The organism is Tsukamurella pseudospumae, assembly GCF_001575205.1.
Taxonomy (GTDB): domain Bacteria; phylum Actinomycetota; class Actinomycetes; order Mycobacteriales; family Mycobacteriaceae; genus Tsukamurella; species Tsukamurella pseudospumae.
Window position 1 is genome coordinate 66,496 of the sequence record NZ_LSRE01000003.1, and the last position, 20,108, is coordinate 86,603.

At 70.3% G+C, this 20,108-nt stretch carries 15 protein-coding genes and 2 tRNA genes; 10 read left to right on the top strand and 7 right to left on the bottom strand.

Annotated elements, in window-relative coordinates:
* Window positions 1–138 precede the first annotated feature (138 nt).
* On the top strand, window positions 139–609 hold the full coding sequence (locus tag AXK61_RS04070) for an NUDIX hydrolase (protein ID WP_068571645.1): 471 nt from the start codon (window positions 139–141) through the stop codon (window positions 607–609).
* On the opposite strand, the gene AXK61_RS04075 is transcribed toward AXK61_RS04070, so the two are convergent.
* From AXK61_RS04075 to AXK61_RS04085, 3 genes are all read right to left on the bottom strand, one after another.
* A complete protein-coding gene (locus tag AXK61_RS04075) occupies window positions 588–2,282 on the bottom strand; it encodes a redoxin domain-containing protein (protein WP_068743949.1) in 1,695 nt (564 codons plus the stop codon). The two genes, AXK61_RS04070 and AXK61_RS04075, sit on opposite strands and share 22 nt — an antisense overlap.
* A gap of 1 nt (window position 2,283) precedes the next feature.
* Window positions 2,284–2,550 (bottom strand): hypothetical protein, encoded by a 267-nt coding sequence (locus tag AXK61_RS04080; RefSeq protein ID WP_068571647.1) that lies wholly within the window; start codon window positions 2,548–2,550, stop codon window positions 2,284–2,286.
* A gap of 133 nt (window positions 2,551–2,683) precedes the next feature.
* Window positions 2,684–2,757: transfer RNA gene (locus tag AXK61_RS04085), tRNA-Arg, on the bottom strand.
* 109 nt (window positions 2,758–2,866) lie between these two features.
* Between AXK61_RS04085 and AXK61_RS04090 the strand changes: the two genes are divergently transcribed.
* Together AXK61_RS04090 and AXK61_RS04095 are read left to right on the top strand one after the other, a co-directional pair.
* Window positions 2,867–3,421, top strand: a complete 555-nt coding sequence (locus AXK61_RS04090) for a PadR family transcriptional regulator (protein ID WP_068571648.1) — start codon at window positions 2,867–2,869, stop codon at window positions 3,419–3,421.
* A 9-nt stretch (window positions 3,422–3,430) separates the two neighbouring features.
* Window positions 3,431–5,461 carry an NADPH-dependent 2,4-dienoyl-CoA reductase gene (locus AXK61_RS04095; protein ID WP_068743951.1) on the top strand — a complete coding sequence of 677 codons (2,031 nt, stop codon included), beginning with the start codon at window positions 3,431–3,433 and terminating at the stop codon, window positions 5,459–5,461.
* Window positions 5,462–5,494: 33 nt separating this feature from the next.
* Here AXK61_RS04095 and AXK61_RS04100 read toward each other — a convergent pair whose 3' ends face one another.
* Together AXK61_RS04100 and AXK61_RS04105 are read right to left on the bottom strand one after the other, a co-directional pair.
* Window positions 5,495–5,893 carry a PPOX class F420-dependent oxidoreductase gene (locus tag AXK61_RS04100; protein WP_068743953.1) on the bottom strand — a complete coding sequence of 133 codons (399 nt, stop codon included), beginning with the start codon at window positions 5,891–5,893 and terminating at the stop codon, window positions 5,495–5,497.
* Window positions 5,890–6,348: a DoxX family protein gene (locus tag AXK61_RS04105; RefSeq protein ID WP_068743955.1), complete on the bottom strand. Its 459-nt coding sequence runs from the start codon at window positions 6,346–6,348 to the stop codon at window positions 5,890–5,892. Before AXK61_RS04105 ends, AXK61_RS04100 begins: the two co-directional genes overlap by 4 nt.
* 187 nt (window positions 6,349–6,535) lie before the next feature.
* On the opposite strand from AXK61_RS04105, the gene cmrA reads away from it, so the two are divergent.
* Together cmrA and AXK61_RS04115 are read left to right on the top strand one after the other, a co-directional pair.
* Window positions 6,536–7,342 (top strand): mycolate reductase, encoded by an 807-nt coding sequence (gene cmrA, locus AXK61_RS04110; protein ID WP_068743956.1) that lies wholly within the window; start codon window positions 6,536–6,538, stop codon window positions 7,340–7,342.
* Between the two features lie 8 nt (window positions 7,343–7,350).
* Window positions 7,351–7,890 carry a hypothetical protein gene (locus AXK61_RS04115; RefSeq protein ID WP_068743958.1) on the top strand — a complete coding sequence of 180 codons (540 nt, stop codon included), beginning with the start codon at window positions 7,351–7,353 and terminating at the stop codon, window positions 7,888–7,890.
* A 67-nt stretch (window positions 7,891–7,957) separates the two neighbouring features.
* Here AXK61_RS04115 and AXK61_RS04120 read toward each other — a convergent pair whose 3' ends face one another.
* Window positions 7,958–9,505, bottom strand: a complete 1,548-nt coding sequence (locus tag AXK61_RS04120) for a helicase HerA-like domain-containing protein (RefSeq protein ID WP_068743960.1) — start codon at window positions 9,503–9,505, stop codon at window positions 7,958–7,960.
* A gap of 27 nt (window positions 9,506–9,532) precedes the next feature.
* Window positions 9,533–10,540 (bottom strand): pyridoxamine 5'-phosphate oxidase family protein, encoded by a 1,008-nt coding sequence (locus AXK61_RS04125; RefSeq protein WP_068743961.1) that lies wholly within the window; start codon window positions 10,538–10,540, stop codon window positions 9,533–9,535.
* 66 nt (window positions 10,541–10,606) lie between these two features.
* On the opposite strand from AXK61_RS04125, the gene orn reads away from it, so the two are divergent.
* From orn to AXK61_RS04150, 5 genes are all read left to right on the top strand, one after another.
* The gene (gene orn / locus AXK61_RS04130) at window positions 10,607–11,203 is read left to right on the top strand and encodes an oligoribonuclease (protein WP_068743963.1); all 597 of its coding nucleotides are present in this window, start codon (window positions 10,607–10,609) and stop codon (window positions 11,201–11,203) included.
* Between the two features lie 101 nt (window positions 11,204–11,304).
* Window positions 11,305–11,380, top strand: a tRNA-His gene (locus tag AXK61_RS04135).
* 470 nt (window positions 11,381–11,850) lie between these two features.
* Window positions 11,851–17,385, top strand: a complete 5,535-nt coding sequence (locus AXK61_RS04140) for a glutamate synthase-related protein (RefSeq protein ID WP_068743965.1) — start codon at window positions 11,851–11,853, stop codon at window positions 17,383–17,385.
* Window positions 17,382–19,163 carry a sulfite reductase subunit alpha gene (locus tag AXK61_RS04145; RefSeq protein ID WP_068743967.1) on the top strand — a complete coding sequence of 594 codons (1,782 nt, stop codon included), beginning with the start codon at window positions 17,382–17,384 and terminating at the stop codon, window positions 19,161–19,163. Before AXK61_RS04140 ends, AXK61_RS04145 begins: the two co-directional genes overlap by 4 nt.
* A complete protein-coding gene (locus AXK61_RS04150) occupies window positions 19,163–20,098 on the top strand; it encodes a hypothetical protein (protein ID WP_156485555.1) in 936 nt (311 codons plus the stop codon). Before AXK61_RS04145 ends, AXK61_RS04150 begins: the two co-directional genes overlap by 1 nt.
* The last annotated feature ends 10 nt before the right edge of the window (window positions 20,099–20,108 follow it).

The following is a 20,108-nucleotide window of genomic DNA, read 5'->3' on the forward strand; positions in this document are numbered from 1 at the left end:
CTCCTCGTGAGTGAGTGATCGGGGTAACACGAGGAGCATGGACGTGATGGGCTTCACAGCGCGCTCTTGTGCGTGTTAGTCGCACTTCTGCGCGTTTCGCGCGGCGACTCCCGAGCACCCCGACCTACCCTGGGTCCCGTGCACTTCACGGAGTTCCACGTCCGCCTCGCCGCCTACGGACTCGCGGTGAACACTGCCGACGAGGTCCTCGTGACCTGGTTCAACGGAAGCACCGGCGCACCGGCCTGCTGGACGATGCCGGGCGGCGGCGTCGAGTTCGACGAGAACTGTTCCGACGCGGTGATCCGGGAGTTCTTCGAGGAGACCGGGTATCACGTGACGCCCGGCCCGATACTCGGCGAGCACCACACGACCTTCCCCGCCACCGCCGACCGGGCCCCGGTGCGCTCGCAGCGGTTCCTCTTCGCCGTCACCGTCGAATCGGGCGTTCTCGGCACCACCGAGGTCGGCGGGACGACCGAGTTCGCGCGGTGGGTGCCGCGACCGGAACTCCGGTCACTCACGCCTCGCGCGGACATCGTCGACGTGGCCGCGGACGCCCTCGATCGTCCGGCACGCGGCGACGGTCAGCCGAACGTGAACGAGTAGGCCGTCAGGCCGGGGCTCAGGTCGACGGTGACCGTGCCCGTCCCCGAGGCCGGCCGGTCGACGACGGTGCGGATGTCCGGCGGACCGTCGACGGCGATCGTGCGGGTGGCCCCGTCCTGGCTGACGGTGAGCGTGCCCGTGCCGCCGACGTCGAGGTACACGCGCTGCGCGGTGTACGCCAGGGTGAGGCTCGCCCCGCTCCCCGCGCGGATGTCCTCCGCGCCGACGGTCCACGTCCCGGCGAGCGCGAAGGTGTTGGGCTGCACCGTCTCCGGGCGGCCGAACACCCGGGTGCCGACCTCATAGTCGCCGGTCCCGCCGTAGCCCTGCTGCTTCCCGGCGCCGAGGTAGAGCTCGGGCGTGCGGTCGGCGTTACGCGGGGTCGCGTCCGGGACGTCGGTCGCGGGCGGCAGGACCGCGCCGGGGTGCGCCGCGAGCAGCAGGGACCGGATCGCCGCCTCGGTCCGGTCGTAGTGCCCCTCACCGAGGGTGACCAGCCGGATCGCGCCGGTCGCGTCGACGAGGTAGCCGGCGGGCCAGGCCACGTTGCGGTAAGCCGCCCAGGTCGCGGACCGGTTGTCGACGGCGATCGGGAAGGTCAGGCCCAGCTTGCGCGCGCCCGCGGTCACGTTGCCGACGTCGTGCTCGAAGGCGTACTCGGGCGTGTGCACGCCGATCACCTCGAAGCCGAGGTCGCGGTAGTTCTTCCACCAGGCCTCGGCGTGCGGCAGCTCGCGCTGGCAGTTGATGCAGGAATAGGCCCAGAAGTCGACGAGCACGACCTTGCCGCGCAGCCCGTCCATCGTGCGGGGCGCGCCGCCGATCCACGGGTCGATGCCCGCGAACTCCGGTGCCCGCCCGCAGTCGGCGAGCTGCGCCGTTCCGGTGGAGGCCGCCTGCTGGCACTGCTGCAGGGACCCCGTGCCGGAGACCCGGGGCGCGATCGCCGCGGCCCCGAGCCGATCGCCGACGGCCTGTGTGTAGTCGGGCACCCGGCGCTGGATCAGGTCGGTGACGTTCAGCGCCAGCGCGACGGCGAGCGCGATCACCAGTACTCCACCGACGGCGCGGATCGTCCGCTGGCGCCGCTGCAGTGCCCGGACCCGGTCCGCGAGGCGGTGCCCGGTGAGCGCGATGGCCAGCAGCGGGATCGCAGTGCCCACGGCGAACGCCGCGGTGAGCACCAGTGTGCGCGGGCCGATGGTGTCCGTCGCGCCGGCCAGGGCGATCGCCGCGAGGACCGGGCCGGCGCACGGCACGTACACCGCGCCGAGCGCGACGCCCAGCGCGAAGCCGCCCGCGGCACCGTCGCCCCGCAATCCCGGGACGCGCTGCGGAAGTCGGGCGAAGGGCCGCTCGAGCAGGCGCTCCAGCGGCGGGACCAGCATGGCAGCGCCGAGCAGGAGCAGAGCACCGATGCCCACCCAGCGGATCAGTCCGGTGGGCAGGTGCAGGAGCGAGAGGACGACGGTGCCGAACAGCGTGAACAGCGAGAAGCTCAGGACCAGGCCGGCCACGATCGCGACCGGGCGGGCCCGGGAGGTGGGGGCACCGTCGGGCCCGGTCCCGGCGCTACCGAGCAGGACGACCGGGAGCACGGGGAGCACGCAGGGCGAGACTCCCGCGAGGACGCCGCCGACCAGTCCGACCAGCGGCAGCGCGAGGTCGGTCACGTCACCAGGTGGTCCCGTTCATGCCCGGGATCACGCAGTGCCCCCACTTGTCGACGCGACCGATGATCATCATGTCGTAGCCCGTGCAGTTGGAGTTGATCGTCGCGCAGGTGTGGACCGAGGTGATCACCTTGTTCTCACCGGGCTTGCCGCAGTGGGAACCGACGGGTGGCTGTGCGGGCGGCGGATCGGCCGACGCCGTCCCGCCGCTGCCGAACAACGCGGCCGCGCACGCCGCGACCGCGAAGATCCGTACTGATCGCTTCATCGAGCACCTCCTGTGAGGCCCCCACGTCCAGTGCTGATCGTAACGCCGCGCACCGGCTGCGCGACACCCCATTTCACCCGATTTCCGCAGGTCACATCCTGTACGCGTACGCACTGTCGAGTGCCGTCCTGTGCGCCCCCGGCAGGAATCGAACCTGCGACCTAGAGATTAGAAGGCTCTTGCTCTATCCAACTGAGCTACGGAGGCTGGTGGTGCGGTGGTCATCCTATCGGCAACCTCCCATGTCACTGAGTCGTGCATCGACATGATGTGCAACTAGTTGCATATTTGTCGAGGCGACGGTAGCGTCGACAGCGTGGCCCTCGAACACGCACTGCTCGTCTCCCTGAGCGAGCGCTCGGGCACCGGGTACCAGCTCACCCGGCGCTTCGACCGCTCGATCGGGCACTGGTGGCGGGCCTCGCACCAGCAGATCTACAAGACGCTGGCGCGGATGTCCGAGAACGGCCTCGTCACCTACGTCGAACAGGCGCAGGACGGTAAGCCGGACAAGAAGGTCTACACGATCACCGACACCGGGCGGAAGACGCTGTCGGAATGGATCCGCACCCCGGGGAAGGATTCGACGGACCGGCGCGAGCTGGCCACCAGGATCCGGGGCGCGGCACCGTCGGACCTGCCCGACCTGGCGAACGAGGTCCGGCGCGTCCGGGACCTGCACGCCGAGCGGGCCGAACTCTTCCGCACGCTCGAGAGCCGCGACTACCCGACCCCGGCCATCCTCACGGGCACGGAGCTGCAGCAGTACCTCGTACTGCGCGGCGGCGTGCTGTCCGAACAGGGCACCGTCGACTGGCTCGACGAGGTCCTTCGAGCCCTACCCAGCCCAAGCCCTGAATCAGCGGATTAAGGATCAACCATGTCAGCCAAGTACCCCCACCTCTTCGAGCCCCTCGACCTGGGCCACACGACGCTCAAGAACCGCGTCGTCATGGGCTCGATGCACACCGGGCTCGAGGACATGCCCTGGGACATCGGCAAGCTCGCCGCCTACTTCGCGGCGCGCGCCAAGGGCGGCGTCGGCCTCATCATCACCGGCGGCTACTCCCCCAACATCACCGGCTGGCTACTGCCCGCCGGGGCCAAGATGTCCTCGCCGATCGACGCGATCCTGCACAAGCGCGTGACCGACGCCGTGCACAAGGAGGGCGGCAAGATCGCGATGCAGCTGCTGCACGCCGGCCGCTACTCCTACAACCCGCTCAGCGCCTCCGCCAGCGCGATCAAGGCTCCGATCAACCCGTTCAAGCCCCGCGCGATGTCGGGCTTCGAGGTGCGCAAGACCATCCGCGACTTCGGCAACGCCGCGCGCACCGCGCAGAAGGCCGGCTACGACGGCGTCGAGGTGATGGGCGGCGAGGGCTACCTGATCAACCAGTTCCTCGCCGCGCACACCAACAAGCGCACCGACGAGTGGGGCGGCTCCGCCGAGAACCGGCAACGCTTCCCCGTCGAGATCGTCAAGGAGATCCGCAAGCGCTGCGGTAAGGACTTCATCGTCGTGTTCCGGCTGTCGATGGCGGACTTCGTGCCCGACGGACAGACCCGCGACGAGATCCTCACGCTGGCGCACAAGCTCGAGGACGCCGGCGTCGACATCCTCAACACCGACATCGGCTGGCACGAGGCCCGTGTCCCCACCATCGTGACCTCGGTGCCCCGCGCGGCGTTCACCGCGTTCACCGCCGACGTGACCCGCGCCGTGAACATCCCCGTCTGCGCCGCCAACCGGATCAACATGCCCTCCACCGCCGAGGAACTCCTCGAGCGCGGCGACGCGCAGCTGGTCCAGGTCGCCCGCCCACTGCTCGCGGACCCCGAGTGGGCGAACAAGGCGCGCGACGAGCGAGCCGACGAGATCAACACCTGCATCGGGTGCAACCAGGCCTGCCTGGACCACGCCTTCGTGCACAAGAAGGTCTCGTGCCTCGTGAACCCGCGCGCGGGACGCGAGACGGATCTCGTTCTGGCGCCGACCCGTTCGGCCAAGCGCGTGGCGGTCGTGGGCGCGGGACCGGCGGGGCTGTCGGCGGCCGTCAGCGCCGCGGAGTGCGGACACAAGGTGGAACTGTTCGAGGCCTCGGAGAAGATCGGCGGCCAGTTCGGCTACGCCGCGAAGATCCCGGGCAAGGAGGAGTTCAACGAGACCATCCGCTACTTCACGACGATGCTGGACCGGAACCAGGTGGCGGTGCACCTGAACACGCGCGCCGACGTCGAGACCCTGGCCGGCAAGTTCGACGAGGTGATCATCGCGACCGGCGTCGTGCCGCGCGTCCCGTCCTTCCCCGGCGTGGAGCACCCGAAGGTGATCACCTACGCCGAGGCGATCAGCGGCGCCAAGGAGATCGGCGACACCGTCGCCATCATGGGCGCCGGCGGCATCGGCTTCGACGTGGCCGAGTTCGTCACCACCGACAAGTCCCCCACCCTGCACCTGGACGAGTGGAACGCCGAGTGGGGCGTCACCCGCCAGGGCGACGTGCCCGGCTTCATCACCAAGCCGGCCCCGGCACCGTCGACCCGGTCCAAGGTGTACATGCTGCAGCGCAAGAGCACCCCGCAGGGCATCGGCCTGGGCAAGACCACCGGCTGGGTGCACCGCGCCACGGTGAAGATGAAGGGCGTCGAGCAGCTCAAGGGCGTCAACTACGAGAAGGTCGACGACGCGGGTCTGCACATCACCTTCGGCGAGGAGCGCACGGACGCCCGCGTGCTCGACGTCGAGACCGTGATCCTGTGCACCGGGCAGGAATCGGTGCGCGACCTCGACGAGGCGCTCGCCGAGCGCGGCGTGAAGGCGCACGTCATCGGCGGCGCGGCTCTGGCCGCCGAGCTGGACGCCAAGCGGGCGATCCGGCAGGGCACCGAGCTCGCCGCGTCGCTGTAGCGCGGCGGACGAGCGCCTCGGCCTCCGCGGCGGTCAGCCGGCCGCGCGTCCCGACAGCCGGACGGGGCGCACCGCGATCTTCACGCGGTGCGCCGCGTCCTCCGGGACGTGCGGCCCCTCGCCGTAGTGCTCCGACAAGCGCGAATGGAAGGAGCCCGTGGGGTCGGGCTCGATCCGCTCGACCCGGCCGCGTACCTCGAGGTAGTTCTGCGGGTTCGCGGGGTCCGCAACGGCGATCGCGACCCGCGGCTCGTGCTGCAGATTCCGGGACTTCTGCCGGGTGTCGGTGTGGGAGAACCAGATCAGTCCGTCCTCGAACAGGAACCACATCGGGTTGACCTGGGGCGCGCCGTCCGGGCGGACCGTCGCGAGGTCGACGATCAGCGGGCGTTCGAGGAGCGCGCGGGCGGAGTCCGGGATCGGTACGGTCACACCGCAGACTCTGCCTCATCCTTCTGGTCGGCACGGTCCGACGGAGCCTTTGCCTCAGCCCGATCGCCGCCCCGGAGGCGGCCGATCACGGCGTCGACACTGATCGAACCGGCACCGGTGAAGGCGAACAACAGCAGCACCCAGCAGTACAGGACCGACAGCTCACCGTCGTTCGCGAGCGGAGACAGCCCGTCGCCGGCGTGGAACGCGAAGTACGCGTACGCCATGGAGCCCGAGGCGATGATCGCGGCGGGACGGGTGAGTGCGCCGACGGCGATGAGCAGGCCGCCGACGAGCTGGATAGCTGCGCCCCACCAACTGGGCCACGCGAAGACATCCGGGCTCGACCGGCGGCCGTCGAGGAAGCCCCAGAACGTGGCGGCGCCGTGGAGCGCGAAGAGCACGCCCGTCACGATCCGGAGTGCGGACAGGTAGTACGGGGCCCAGCGGTTCATGTCTTCCACCTTCAGCAAGAATATTGGCGAGGCTAACCTAATAGCAGCCCTTCGAGTGCGCCACTCGAAGCGCGTCTTCGCAGGTCCAGCGTGCGCGAATCTCCCCCGCGACCCGCTCTTACTCGGGGCGTCACAGTGCGGTCTTCGCGATATCACGTCGTCCATGCCCTCCCGTACCATCTCCCCCATGCCAGTACCCGCACCCCATCAGTCCGCCCGCGCCGTCGTCACCGGCGGCTCCTCCGGCATCGGTGTCGCCCTCGCGACGGAGCTCGCCCGCCGTGGCCACTCGGTGATCCTCGTCGCCCGCAGCACCGGCCCCATGGAGGAGCTGGCCACGAAACTGCGCGCCGATTTCGGCGTCGAGGCCGAGGTCCGCGGCGTCGACCTGTCCGACCACGCCGCCCGTGGCGTGCTCTGCGAGGAGCTCGCTTCGCGCGAGATCTCCATCCTCTGCAACAACGCCGGCACCGCGACGTTCGGCCGCGTCATCGACCTCGACTTCGACTACGAGCGCGCCCAGCTGGAGCTCAACGCGAACGCAGTGCACGATCTGACGCTGGCCGTGCTGCCGCAGATGGTCAAGCGCGGCAACGGCGGCATCATGATCACCGGCTCCGCGGCCGGCAACATGCCCATCCCGAACAACGCCACCTACGCCGCGTCGAAGGCCTTCGCCAACACCTTCTCCGAGTCGCTGCGTGGCGAACTGAAGAACACCGGCGTGCACGTCACCCTGCTGGCCCCCGGCCCTGTGCGCACCGAGCTCCCCGACCCGGCGGACCGCTCGACGGTCGAGAAGGTCGTCCCCGAGTTCCTGTGGGTCAACACCGAGTACACCGCTCGGGTCACCCTCGACGCGCTGGAGCGCAACAAGATGCGCGTGGTCCCCGGGCTGCTGTCCAAGGGCATGTCCATGGCGGGCCACTACACGCCGCGCGCGATCATGGCGCCGATCGTCGGGCAGATGTACAAGAAGCTCGCCGGGAACTGAGGCAGCCGATGGATCCCCGGCTGCCGGAACGGTCCTTTCCTGCGCTGCAGCACTACTGGGTGGCCGACCAGCGGTCGAGGGCAGACCTCACCAGGTCGGTGCAGAGCGCGATGCTGTGGAATGCGGCTGCCTGGGTGCTCTACGCACTCGTCGCAGTCCTCGTCGTTCTCCAGTTCCTCCTCTCCGTGGTGCTCGGTGTTTTCGCACTGACCGTGTTCGCATTCGTGTTCGGGACGATGTTCGTGGGAGCCCACTGGTACATCAAGCGCGCCGTCGGGGCGATGGTTCCGCTGGGCGCCACCTGGGCGTCGGGCTTCGGGCCCGACTCTCTCGTCCTCGTGAGTCCCATGGCGACGTCCGTGCTGGACTACTCCGCCATCGTGTCCGCTCGGCGGGCGGGTGCCGTCGTCATCTGCCGACTCAAGGGAGACGCGATGTACGAGATCATCCCGGGAATCCTCGTCCCCGACCAGGAGCTGCACGCGCTGCGCAGCCGGATCTCGGCGAGACAGTCCCCGCCGAACCCTCCCGAGCCCGCCCCGCACTGAAAAAAGTCCGGTCATTCGTCTCCAGGATCCTGGAGACGAATGACCGGACTTTTTTCGGCGCGCTCGCTCAGCGGCGTCGCTTCGTACCGAAGATGCTGCGGGAGAGCTCACGACCGGCAGCGGAGGCGGCCGAGCGCAGGAAGGACTTCACGGCGGGGTTGCCCATGACGTCCGACACCCAGCCCGGGTCCTCCTCCTGCTTCTTGGGCGCGGGCGGGGGCGGCGGCGCCTGCTCGGCCGGCGCGTTCTCCTGCTGCGCCTGCTGGGCGTTCTGCGCGAGCTTCTCGAACGCCGAGAGGTTGTCCACGGTCTGCGAGTACTTCGCCCACAGCGGCGAGGCCTGCGCGGCCGAGCGGATGGCATCGTCGCCGATCGCGGACATGAGGGAACGCGGGGCGCGCAACCGGGTCCACGCGACCGGCGTGGGCGCCCCCTTGTCGGAGAGGACCGTGACGATCGCCTCGCCGATGCCGAGGCTGGTCAGGGCCTCGTCGAGCTTGTAGGCAGGCGAGGTCGGGTAGGTCTTGACCGTCTTGGACAGCGCGGCCTGGTCCTCGGGGGTGAAGGCGCGCAGCGCGTGCTGGATGCGGGCGCCGAGCTGGCTGAGCACCGGGTTCGGGATGTCGGTGGGCAGCTGCGAGCAGAAGAACACGCCCACGCCCTTCGAGCGGATCAGCTTGACCGTCTGCTCCACCTGGTCCTTGAAGGCCTTGCTGGCGTCGGCGAAGAGCAGGTGCGCCTCGTCGAAGATGAAGACGAGCTTCGGCTTGTCGAGGTCGCCGGCCTCGGGCAGGTAGTCGAACAGGTCGGCCAGGACCCACATGAGGAAGGTCGAGAACAGCGTGGGTCGCGCGGCCTGGTCGCCGAGCTCGAACAGCGTGACGACGCCCTGGCCGCCGGCGGTGCGGATGAGGTCGCCCATGTCGATCTCGGGCTCGCCGAAGAAGGTGTCACCGCCCTCCGCCTCGAGGTTGACCAGGGCGCGCAGGATCACGCCCGCGGTCTGCTTGCTGACGCCGCCGATGCCCTCGAGATCCGCCTTGCCCTCGGCGGAGGTGAGGTACGCGATGACCGAGCGCAGGTCCTTGAGGTCGAGCAGCTCGAGCTGGTTCTGGTCGGCCCAGTGGAAGATGAGGCCGAGCGTCGACTCCTGGGTGGCATTGAGTCCCAGCACCTTCGACAGCAGGATCGGGCCGAAGGAGGAGATGGTCGCGCGGATCGGGACGCCGACACCGTTCGTGCCGAGGGAGACGAACTCCGTCGGCACGTTGGCCGGCTTCCAGTCGTCGCCGGTGTCGGCGGCGCGCGCGGTGGTCTTGTCGTTCGCCTCGCCGGGCTTGGACAGACCCGCGAGGTCGCCCTTGATGTCGGCGAGCACGACGGGCACGCCGTTGGCGGACAGCTGCTCGACGATGAGCTGCAGCGTCTTCGTCTTACCGGTACCGGTGGCGCCCGCGACGAGACCGTGCCGGTTCATCATCGCCAGGGGGATCCGCACCTTCGCGGACGGGTCGACGGTGCCGTCCACCAGGACGGTGCCGAGCTCCAGCGCGGGGCCCGAGAATTCGTAGCCGGCCGCGATGGTCTGCGCCGGGGAGTTCGCGTTGTCAGTCACGGGGGAAACACTAGCGTGAGACCTGGGTCAATAGAGGTTCTGGCGGTAGTCGAGGTCGACTCCGGCCCGCATGACCCGTTCGTTCGCCACGGCCCGCAACACTCGCGCACCGACGCCGCCGGTCGTGTTGCGTTTGACATGGTCGGTCCAGACGGCGGACGGGCGCGGCAGGTCCGCGGTGTCCGCATGCCGACCGAGGTCCCACAACGCCGCGGCGGCGATCCCCTCGCTCCGAGCCAGCCGCGCACGCGAGACCTCGACGACGACGACCGCCCTCGGCGCCTTCCCGCGTTCGGCGAGCTGCTCGCGCAGTGCGTGATCGGTGCTGATGGTGGCCGTACCGGTCAGCTCCAACGTCCGGCCGTCGCCGGGGACCAGGGCGAGCAGAGCGACCTCGGGGTTGGTGACGATGTTGTGCAGGGTGTCGGTGCGTTTGTTGCCGGGGCGGTCGGCGATCGCGACGGTGGTGGGCCCGAGCACGCGCAGGTCACCGGCGGGGTCGCCGCGAGGGCTGCTATCGGCTCGGCCGTCCTCGTCGCGGGAGCTGATCACCGCGAACGGGGCGGCGGCGAGGAACGCGGCCGCATCCGGTCCGATGGTGGCGGCGTCGGCCACCGCGGCGGCCGCGCTGGGCGGCGCCGACTGCCAGAGCCCGGAGCGGATCACCGCCTTCCCGCAGTGCAGGTAGGCCTCGAGGACCGCGAAGCCGCCGTCGCCGACGGTGCCGTTCACACGGAGCGTCTCGCGCCACCCGGGCACGAGGCCGAGGAGCGAGGCCCCGCCCGCCGCGGCGTCCTCCGGGATGTCCACGTCGAGCCCCGTCGGCGAGGTCTCCGACGCGAAGCCCGGCGCCCCGCCGAGAAGTGTGGTGCGCTGCACCCCGTCGCGGTCGACGTAGCCGAGGACCGCCGCGGTGGAGACCGCGAGGATCGTCCGGCAGTGCTCGTCGAGGTGGTCGATCGTCTTGAGCATCATCGCCGAGACGGGCTTCCCGACGGCTTTTTCGAGCTCCGGCACCGACCCGACTGGATTCATGAGGCCAGGCTACCCTCGCTGTTCGCTCCGGCCCGGCACCTGACGGCGTTGGCTACGCTGATCGGCGTGGACGACAAACTCGTATGGGTCGATTGTGAGATGACCGGCCTCGACCTGACCTCCGACCGACTCATCGAGATCGCCGCCCTGGTGACCGACGGCGACCTGAACGTCCTCGGCGAGGGCGTCGACCTGGTGATCCACGCGGACGACGCAGCGCTCGCGGCCATGCCGCCCGTCGTGCAGGAGATGCACGCCCGCTCAGGCCTGACCGATGAGGTCCGGGCGTCGACGGTGACCGTGCGCGAGGCCGAGGAGGCCGTGCTCGCCTACCTCCGCGAGCACATCGAGGCGGGCGCCGTGCCACTCGCGGGCAACTCGATCGCCACCGACCGCCGGTTCATCGCCAAGGAGATGCCGGAACTGGACGGCTTCCTGCACTACCGGATGGTGGACGTCAGCTCGATCAAGGAGCTGTGCCGGCGCTGGTACCCGCGCATCTACTTCGGCCAGCCCGACAAGGGACTGGCGCACCGCGCGCTCGCGGACATCCGGGAGTCGATCCGGGAGCTGAAGTACTACCGCAGCACCGCCTTCGTGCCCGCCCCCGGGCCGTCGACCGAGCAGATCGCGGCGGCCGTCCAGGAGCTCGGCCCGGCCTGAAACCGCCGGTCACCGCGCTCGACGAGGTGGAGGCCATACCGATTGGATTCCGCCGGAACCGTCGGGTAAAGTTCTTCGAGCCTGGCGATCCCAGGCACCTGGTGGGTGTAGTTCAGTTGGTAGAGCACCAGATTGTGATTCTGGCTGTCGCGGGTTCGAGTCCCGTCATCCACCCCAATCGGTGAAGGCCGGTTGATCAGCAGGAATGCTGGTCGGCCGGCCTTCGTCGTTCGCCAGGCCGGCCGAGAGAGCAGCCCGCCGACCCACCAGTCCTGAGGCTCGCCGTGGAGCATCGCCCGCTGCCGCAGCGCCCCCTCGACGACGAACCCGTTCGACTCCGCGACCGACCGGGACCCGTCGTTGCCCGCCAATCGATGCGATGAATGCCGAGCGTGTCGAAACCCCACTGGCACAGCCGATGTGACGCTTCCACGGTGTAGCCGCGGCGCCGCTGCCCGGGTGCGGCCCGGTACGACGGAGCGTGAGGCGATCGGTGAGCAGCTCGCCGGGGTCCATCTCCGCAGTCTGCGGGGCGCGCAGCTCCGGGGCAATCGAGATTCCGGAGTGACCAACCCCACATGGCAAGATCGTAAGGTTAGCCTTACCATTCTCACTTCAGGTACCGCGCCCCGAGTGAGAGTGATCCGTTGAACGAACCACGCACCGGTCTGTACGACCCCACCCGGGAGTCGAGCGCCTGCGGCGTCGGCTTCATCACCCGCAAGGACGGCACCCAGCATCACGATGTGATCGCCTACGGCGAGCACGCGCTCTGCGCCATCCCCCACCGCGGCGGCATGTCCGCGGAGGGCGTGGGTGACGGGGCCGGCGTCAACGTCGACCTGTCCGTGGAGTTCTTCCGCGCGATCACGGGCCGCGACCTGCAGCGCGGCCGGTTCGGCGTCGCCAACCTCTTCCTGCCCTCCGCCCCGGAGCAGGGACCGGCCGCGCGGGCGCTCGTCCGCGCGGCGCTCGCCGACCACGGCTTCGAAGTGATCACCGAGCGCGACGTCCCCGTCGACCCCACCGCGATCCGCGCGGCGGCACTCCCCTATCAGCTCCCCATCACGCAGTGGGTCTTCACGGCACCGTCGGGCATCCCGAGGATCGACGTGGACCGCGCCGCGAACGCGGCCCTCCTCGCGATCGAAGGGATCGCCTACGGCACCCCGGATCTCGCCGGCCTGTACCCGCTGTCACTGAGCACGCGCACCCAGACCCTCAAGGGGCGACTCAACGCCGACGAGGTGATCCGCTACTTCACCGACCTCGCGGACCCACGGCACTCCGTGTGCACCTTGTACTTCCACACGCGGTTCTCCACCAACACCGAGCCGCATCCCTCGATGGCCCAGCCGTTCCGACTGATGGCACACAACGGCGAGCTCAACACGGACCGCAAGAACCGCCTGGCCGACGACGCCGTCGCCCGCGCAAAGGCGCGCACCATCGTCCGTCCGCCCGGCCAATCGGACTCGAGCCGCCTCGACCAGTCGTTGCAGAGCAGGGTCGTAGACGACGGCCTGGGCCTGGTCGAGGCGGTCGTCTCGCTCATGCCGCCGGCATGGGAGAACGACGGCACGGTGCCGCAACCGGTCCGGGACATGCTCGAGTACTTCTCCCTCGGCGAGGAGAAGAACGACGGCCCGGCCGCGCTCATCTTCTCCGACGGTGACGTGGTCGGCGCGCGCCTGGACCGGCTCGGCCTGCGCCCACTGCGCACCGTCGAAACGGCGGAGTACGTCGTCGTCGCCTCGGAGGCCGGGCAGGTCCCGTTCCCCGCGGACTCGGTGGTCCATCGCGGACGCATCGAGGCCGGAGGCATGCTCTACGTGGACCACCGCGCCGGCGACGCTCGGGTCCGCCGCACGCGCGAGGCACTCGACCTGCTGGCCGCGCGCCGCGACTACGCCGCGCTGCTCGGCGCCGCCCGGGTGAATCTCGCCGATATCGCACCGCCGCCGATTCAGCGCGACGCCGGGACCCTCGGATACCCGGGCGATCTCAGCCTGCACGGCCGGTACGTCGCCTACTCCCTCAACCAGGAGAGCTTCCGGTTCCTGCTCGACCCGATGCTGGCCGACGGCGCGGAGCGGATCTCGGCGATGGGCTACGGCAACGCGATCAACGCCCTGTCGGACCACGAGGGCGGCATGGCCAAGTACTTCTCACAGCGCTTCGCGCAGGTGACGAACCCGCCACTCGACTCGATCCGCGAGACGGAGGCCATGAGCATGCGGGTGGCTCTGGGCAACGCCGAGCACGGCCACACCGCGCCGCAGATCGTCGTCGAGTCACCGATCCTCAGCCACCTCGACATGGTGAAACTCCGCCACCAGCAGGTGACCCGGGTCCGGCAGTTCGACCTGCTGTACCGCCCCGATTCCGCGGATGCGACGGCCAACGCCGACGCCGTGCTCGCCGCGGTCGAGCGGCTGTGCGACGACGTCGAGACCTTCGCCCGCGAGGGTGGCGGCATCGCCGTGCTCACCGACCGCGGCGTCTCCACGTCGCATGCGCCGCTTCCCCTCCTGCTCTCCCTCGCCGCCGCGGACGTCCGGCTCACCGAGACGGGCCTGCGCCTGCGGCTCTCACTCCTCGCCGAGAGCGGCCAGCTGCCGTCCTCCCATCACATCGCCTCGGCGCTGGGGTTCGGCGCGTCGGCGGTGTATTCGCTCTCCGCGCGCCTGCGCGCCGAGGAACGGTTCCCCGCGGACGCGGCGCTCGCCGGCGAGATCACCGACACCGATCGCGCCTTCGACCGGTTCCGCAAGGCTGCGGAGAAGTCGCTCGCCAAGACGATGGGCCGTGTGGGCCTGTGCACGGCGGAGTCGTACATCGGCGGCCAGTTCTTCGAACCGAACTACCTGGATACGCGGGATCCGGTGCTGTCCCGCATCTTCCCGCACCTGGACGCGCCCGTCGGCGGCGTGGGCTTCGCGCGGATCGCGGAGGCCAACTCCGACTGGCACGAGCGAGCGGCCTCCGTCGCCGAGGAGCGCGACGTGCCGCTACTGGGCCTGTTCAAGGAGCGCTCCGACGGTGCCGGGCACTCGTACGGCGTCAACGCCGTGCGCGGCTTCACCCGGATGGCCGAGGAACCCCTCGCCCTGACGGGGCCCGACGGCATCGGTTCCACCTCGCTGCGCCTGCTGACCCTCTCCCGGCTCGAGGACGCCTTCGGGCTCGACGACGACGCGTACCGCAACAGCGGTTTCAACGCGCTGCTCCCGCGCCAGATCGACGGCTTCGAGATCACCGACGGCTATCGGGAGTTCCTCGCCGCCACCCTGGTCGAACGCGAGCGCCGCCCGTCCGCGTTGCGCGACGTGCTGGCGCTGCCCGCGGACGTCACGATGCTCGCGACGGCGCAGGAGTTCCACCGCGAGCTCGCCCGCTTCTCCCTGGAGGGCAATACGAGCCTGCCGACGCGGGGTCTCACCGTCGACACCGTGCCGGACGGCCGGTTCGCAGTGCGCCTGACCGACACCCCGGAGCACCAGGCGGACACCGCCTACGCCGGGTTCGCCGAGTTCCTCCGCGAACTGTTCACCGATGAGGTCACGATCGAAGCGGGCCGAGCGACCGGCGCCCTGATCGCTGCCACGGGACGGGCGCACACCTACCTGACGCTCCTGTGCGCGGCGCCGCGATCGCTTCCACTGGACGATGTGCAACCGGCGCACGAGATCACCCGCACCCTGGCGTCGGGCGCAATGAGCCACGGCGCACTCGTCGCCACCGCCCACGAGGCCGTCGCGCACGGCACGAACATGGTCGGCGGCATGTCCAACTGCGGCGAGGGCGGCGAGCACCGCACGCGGTACGGCACCATCCGCGGCTCGCGGATCAAACAGTTCGCCTCGGGCCGGTTCGGCATCTGGTCGGGCTACCTCGCGGATCCGATGCTCGAGGAACTGGAGATCAAGATCGGCCAGGGCGCCAAGCCCGGCGAAGGTGGACAGCTGCCGGGGCCGAAGGTCACCGTCGACATCGCGGCCGCCCGCGGCGGCACCCCCGGCATCGAACTGATCTCTCCCCCACCGCACCACGACACCTATTCGATCGAGGACCTGGCGCAGCTCATCCACGACTGCAAGGCGGCGCGCGTGCGGGTGATCGTCAAACTCGTCTCCTCCGAGGGCATCGGGACGATCGCGGTCGGCGTCGCGAAGGCCGGCGCCGACGTCATCAACGTCGCCGGCAACACCGGCGGCACCGGCGCGGCAGCCGTGACGAGCCTCAAGTACGCCGGACGGTCCGCGGAGATCGGCGTTGCCGAGGTGCACCAGGCGCTGGTCGCGAACGGCCTGCGTGACAAGGTGACTCTGCGCTGCTCCGGCGCGCACCAGACCGGCGGCGACGTGGTGGTCTCCGCACTGCTCGGCGGTGATTCCTTCGAGTTCGGCACCACCGCCCTGATGATGCTCAAGTGCGTCATGGCCAAGAACTGCAACCTCAAGTGCCCGGCCGGGCTCACCACCAACCCCGAGGTCTTCGACGGGGATCCGCGCGCGCTCGCGCAGTACCTGCTCAACATCGCGCACGACGTCCGCACTCTGCTCGCCCGGCTCGGGCTCCGGTCGCTGCGGGAGGCGCGCGGGCGCACCGACTTGCTCCAGCTGCTCGAACACCCGGCGGCAGTGGGCCATCTCGACGTGCGCGCGATGCTGCACGCACCCGCACCGCGGACCGTCGAGGATCCCGTGTACCTCGAGAAGGACTACGCGGTGGACGACCGCCTCCTGCGCGAGGTGCGCGACCGCCTGTTCGGCGGCGGAGCCGAGTCGATCGTCATCGACGGCGTGGCGCTGGCGAACCCGAACAAGTCGGTGGGCGGCCAACTCGCCATCGACCTGGAACGCATCCTCAATCATCCCGGCGCCGACCAGCGCGGGGCCTTCACGGGCGCGCCGCTGCCCGACGACCACCCCGCGGTGCTCACCGACGAACGCGGACGCCGCTTCCTCGCCGACGGTGCCGTCGTCGTCCGTTCGCACGGCAGCGCCGGACAGTCCTTCGGCGTCTTCTGCACCGACGGGATGGACCTGCAGCACACCGGAACCGCCAACGACGGCGTCGCGAAGAGCCAATGCGGCGGACGCATCGCGGTCCGCTCCCCCGGTGGCGGAGGCGCCGACGCCGGCGCCAACGTCCTGATCGGCAACTTCGCGCTCTTCGGCGCGACCGGCGGCCGCACCTTCGTGCAGGGCGAGGCGGGCGACCGCTTCGCCGTGCGCAACTCGGGCGCCACCGCCGTCGTCGAGGGGGTCGGCGAGTACTGCTGCGAGTACATGACCGGCGGCGCGGTGCTCAACCTCGGCGGCGTGGGCAAGGGCCTGGGCAACGGCATGAGCGGCGGTTTCGTCTACCAGTACGATCCCGAGGGCCGGATCGCCGGAGCGGCGAGCTCGTCGCTGCACGTCGAGACCCTCGTCGGCCCACACACCCCGCCCTTCCACGAGGTCGCGGTGCGGACCATGCTCGCCTGGCACGCGGAGGCGACCGGATCGCCGCTCGCCGCACGCCTCCTCGCGGACTGGGCGGACACCCGCGAGAACATCGTCGTCGGCACGCCCCTCGCGCTGGTGCACTACCAGGACGCCGACCACATCTGGGCCGTGCACGGCCGCAAGGAGCTGCTCGACGAACTGGCGGGCTCCGTCGCCGCGGACCGCCTGCGCGAGTTCAAGCGCTCGCTGCGCGCCGGCACACCCGTCGGCGGCGGCACGGCACCCCAGTTCGGCGACACCCGCTCCCCGCACGCCTTCTCCCTGCTCTCGTCGTTCACGGTCCTGTCGCTCGCACAGGAGGTGGCCGCCGAGCGCGTCTCGGGCGCATCCGGACACGACGATCCGCGGGTCTCGGCGCGCGCCCGGAACCTGGTGCTCACTGAGGACTTCGCGGTCCGGCAGCGTCTCACCAAGTACCTACGCGGTCGGCTCGAGGCCTACGACGACGCCGAACTCGCGGCGCTGATCGCCACCAAACGGCTCGGCGATTACACCACGTCGCTGGAGGAACGGAACGTGCTGAGCATGGACGCCCCCGCCACGTACGGCTGGATCCTGCACCACCGAGCCCGCAACGCCGCTGTGCTCGACGGCGCAACGGTCAACGCCATGCTGGTCGACGGTGCGATGCCCGACCTGGTGCGGTTCGCGAAGGAGACGCTGGCATGAGCACTCCCACCTATGCTCTGCCCGAGGCGGATACGTCCGCCCTCATCGACGTCTTCACCGGGGACCAACGGGCGTGGCTCTCGGGCTTCATCGCGGGCTTGGCAGCGGCGCAGGCCGACACGGCCGACGCCACGAACGCAGCGACGCTGCACGCCACCGTGCTCTACGGCACGCAGACGGGCAACAGCGAGGACCTCGCGGAACGACTGGTAGCGCTCCTGCGGGAGAACGGCCTCGGCGCGGACCTCGCCGCGCTCGACGACGCCGATCCTGACCGGCTGGCCGCGGCGACACATCTTCTGGTGGTCACGTCCACGTACGGCGAGGGCGAGATGCCCGACAACGCGGAGCTGTTCTGGGAGGCTCTGTCCTCCGACACCGCGCCACGACTCGAGCACCTCGAGTTCTCGGTCCTCGCGCTGGGCGACAGCGGCTACGAGGACTTCTGCCGTGCCGGACAGATCCTCGACACCCGGCTCGAACAGCTCGGTGCGTCCCGGCTCGCACCGCGGGTCGACTGCGATGTGGACTTCGAAGAACCGGCGACGGCCTGGCTGACGGACGTCGTGGCGCGGCTGCGCACGCAGTCCACGCACCTCGATCCCGGCGACGCCGCGGCGGTGCCCGTTCCCAGTGCGCCCGCGGCACCGTCGAAGCCCCGATCGCGATGGAACAAGAAGAACCCCTTCCCGTCCCGGCTCGTGGAGAACCGCCTCCTCTCCGCCCCGGGAAGCGCCAAGGAGATCCGCCACTTCGAGTTCGACCTCGGCGACAGCGGTATCGAATACGCCGCGGGCGACGCCCTGAACGTGGTGCCGCGCAACGATCCGGCTCTGGTGGACGCCGTGCTGGCCGCGCTGGGCGCAGCGCCGGATGCGGACGCCGACGGTGCTCCGCTGTCCAGCCGGCTCACCACGGACTGGGAGATCACGACGCCGTCGAAGGATCTGCTCAAGACCCTCGCCGAGCGGTCTCCCCGTTCCGACCTCGCCGCCGTCCTGGCGCGCGGCGAGCGGGACACGTTGGACGCGTGGCTGTGGGGCCGCGACGTCCTCGACCTCCTGTACGAATGCGAGGGTGCGCGTCTCGATCCCGCGGAACTGGCCGAGTTGCTCCGCCCCCTCCAGCCGCGCGCCTACTCCATCTCGTCGAGCCCGCTGACGAGCCCCGACCGCATCCACCTCACCGTCGCGGCGGTGCGGTACGGGCAGGGATCCTGGCGTGAGCACCGTGGCGTGTGCTCGACCTTCCTCGCCGACCGCGCGACCGACCAGGACCCGATCGGGATCCACCTCCAGCCGAACGCGGCCTTCCGCGTTCCGGCCGATCCCGACCGTCCCGTGGTCATGGTCGGCCCCGGCACCGGCATCGCCCCGTTCCGCGCCTTCCTCCACGAGCGCGCGGCGTCCGCGGCGACGGGCCGCAATTGGCTGCTGTTCGGCGACCAGCACCGCGCAACCGACTACATCTACGCCGACGAGCTCGCCGAGTTCACCGCCTCCGGGGTGCTGCACCGCCTGGACCTGGCGTTCTCGCGCGATCAGGCTGAGAAGGTCTACGTCCAGACGCGAATGCTCGAGGCGGCGTCCGAGTTGTACGGGTGGCTCGAGGACGGCGGCTACTTCTACGTGTGCGGTGACGCCGCGCGCATGGCGAAGGACGTGGACCGAACGCTGCGGGAGGTGATCGCCTCCCAGCGGGGCCGTGGCGCCGATGACGCCGACGAGTACGTCGCGACCCTCAAACGGGAGAAGCGCTACGTGCGGGACGTCTACTGATGCGGCCGCGCTCCTGCCCCGGCTGCGGCCGCGACCGGGGGCGGTGCCCCCTGCAGCGCGCACGTGGCTGCGTCAGCGTCGACGGGGCGTCGGCCACCCAGGTGGCGGGCTCCTTCCCCCTGCTCGACGAGGCGGTCGGCGTGACCGAGTCCATGGTCGCGACCCTCGCCCACGAGGGCAGGTACGACCGTCCCACCCGGTGCGGCGAGCCCTTCACCGTGACTCCCGGTCGTATCGCGCTGCGCTTCGCGCCGGACCGCGTCGTCGGCGCGCTCACGGACGACGACACTCCGGGCGGACCAGCGGATGCCAGTATGGTCGGCCTCACCGACCGCCGCGGCGCGGCCTTGCACCGCGCGTTCGTGACCGGAGAGTCCGATCGGATGATCGTGCGCGCCCTCGGCCACCTGGCGCCGTCCGACCCGCATCGCGCGCTGTACTTCGGGACCGAGCCCGAACCTCCGCCCTCCCAGAGCCCCGTCGGAGCGACGGCGAGTATCGACGCGATCCTGACCGGCGGCCGCGAACGACTCCGTTCGCTGTGCGCCGAAGGAAACGAGCGCTACTGCCAGATCACGCCCGACTGGGTGCCACGCATTTTCGAGTTCCTCTGCGACAGCGGCCTTCCGGTCGATCTCGCGGTGGCCTTCGAAGGAATGGCGCAAGCCTGCCGCGGCGAGATCCACGCCGCCCTGCGCGAAGGTCCGCGCCTACTCACAGGGTTCGCCGATGCCGCCGTCGACATCGACCTCGCCCGCGTGGAGGGCTGCGCGGTGGTGCGCTCATCCGGCCCGGCGGGCTCCGTCTCGGCGATCGAGCTGTACGACGCGGGCGGGTCGTGTTCTGCGATGTTGACGCAGTTCGGACCGGTGGATCCCGGGGTCCGCGGCGAGTGGGAGGCGATGGCGCAGTCCCTGTGCGAGAGCGCCGTATGACCGGGCTCCG

Coding starts and splice junctions, on each gene's coding strand:
- AXK61_RS04080 (WP_068571647.1), bottom strand. CDS start 2,550: ATGAAGCGATCAGTACGGATCTTCGCGGTCGCGGCGTGCGCGGCCGCG.
- AXK61_RS04095 (WP_068743951.1), top strand. CDS start 3,431: ATGTCAGCCAAGTACCCCCACCTCTTCGAGCCCCTCGACCTGGGCCAC.
- AXK61_RS04105 (WP_068743955.1), bottom strand. CDS start 6,348: ATGAACCGCTGGGCCCCGTACTACCTGTCCGCACTCCGGATCGTGACG.
- cmrA (WP_068743956.1), top strand. CDS start 6,536: ATGCCAGTACCCGCACCCCATCAGTCCGCCCGCGCCGTCGTCACCGGC.
- AXK61_RS04115 (WP_068743958.1), top strand. CDS start 7,351: ATGGATCCCCGGCTGCCGGAACGGTCCTTTCCTGCGCTGCAGCACTAC.
- AXK61_RS04125 (WP_068743961.1), bottom strand. CDS start 10,540: ATGAATCCAGTCGGGTCGGTGCCGGAGCTCGAAAAAGCCGTCGGGAAG.
- AXK61_RS04145 (WP_068743967.1), top strand. CDS start 17,382: ATGAGCACTCCCACCTATGCTCTGCCCGAGGCGGATACGTCCGCCCTC.
- AXK61_RS04150 (WP_156485555.1), top strand. CDS start 19,163: ATGCGGCCGCGCTCCTGCCCCGGCTGCGGCCGCGACCGGGGGCGGTGC.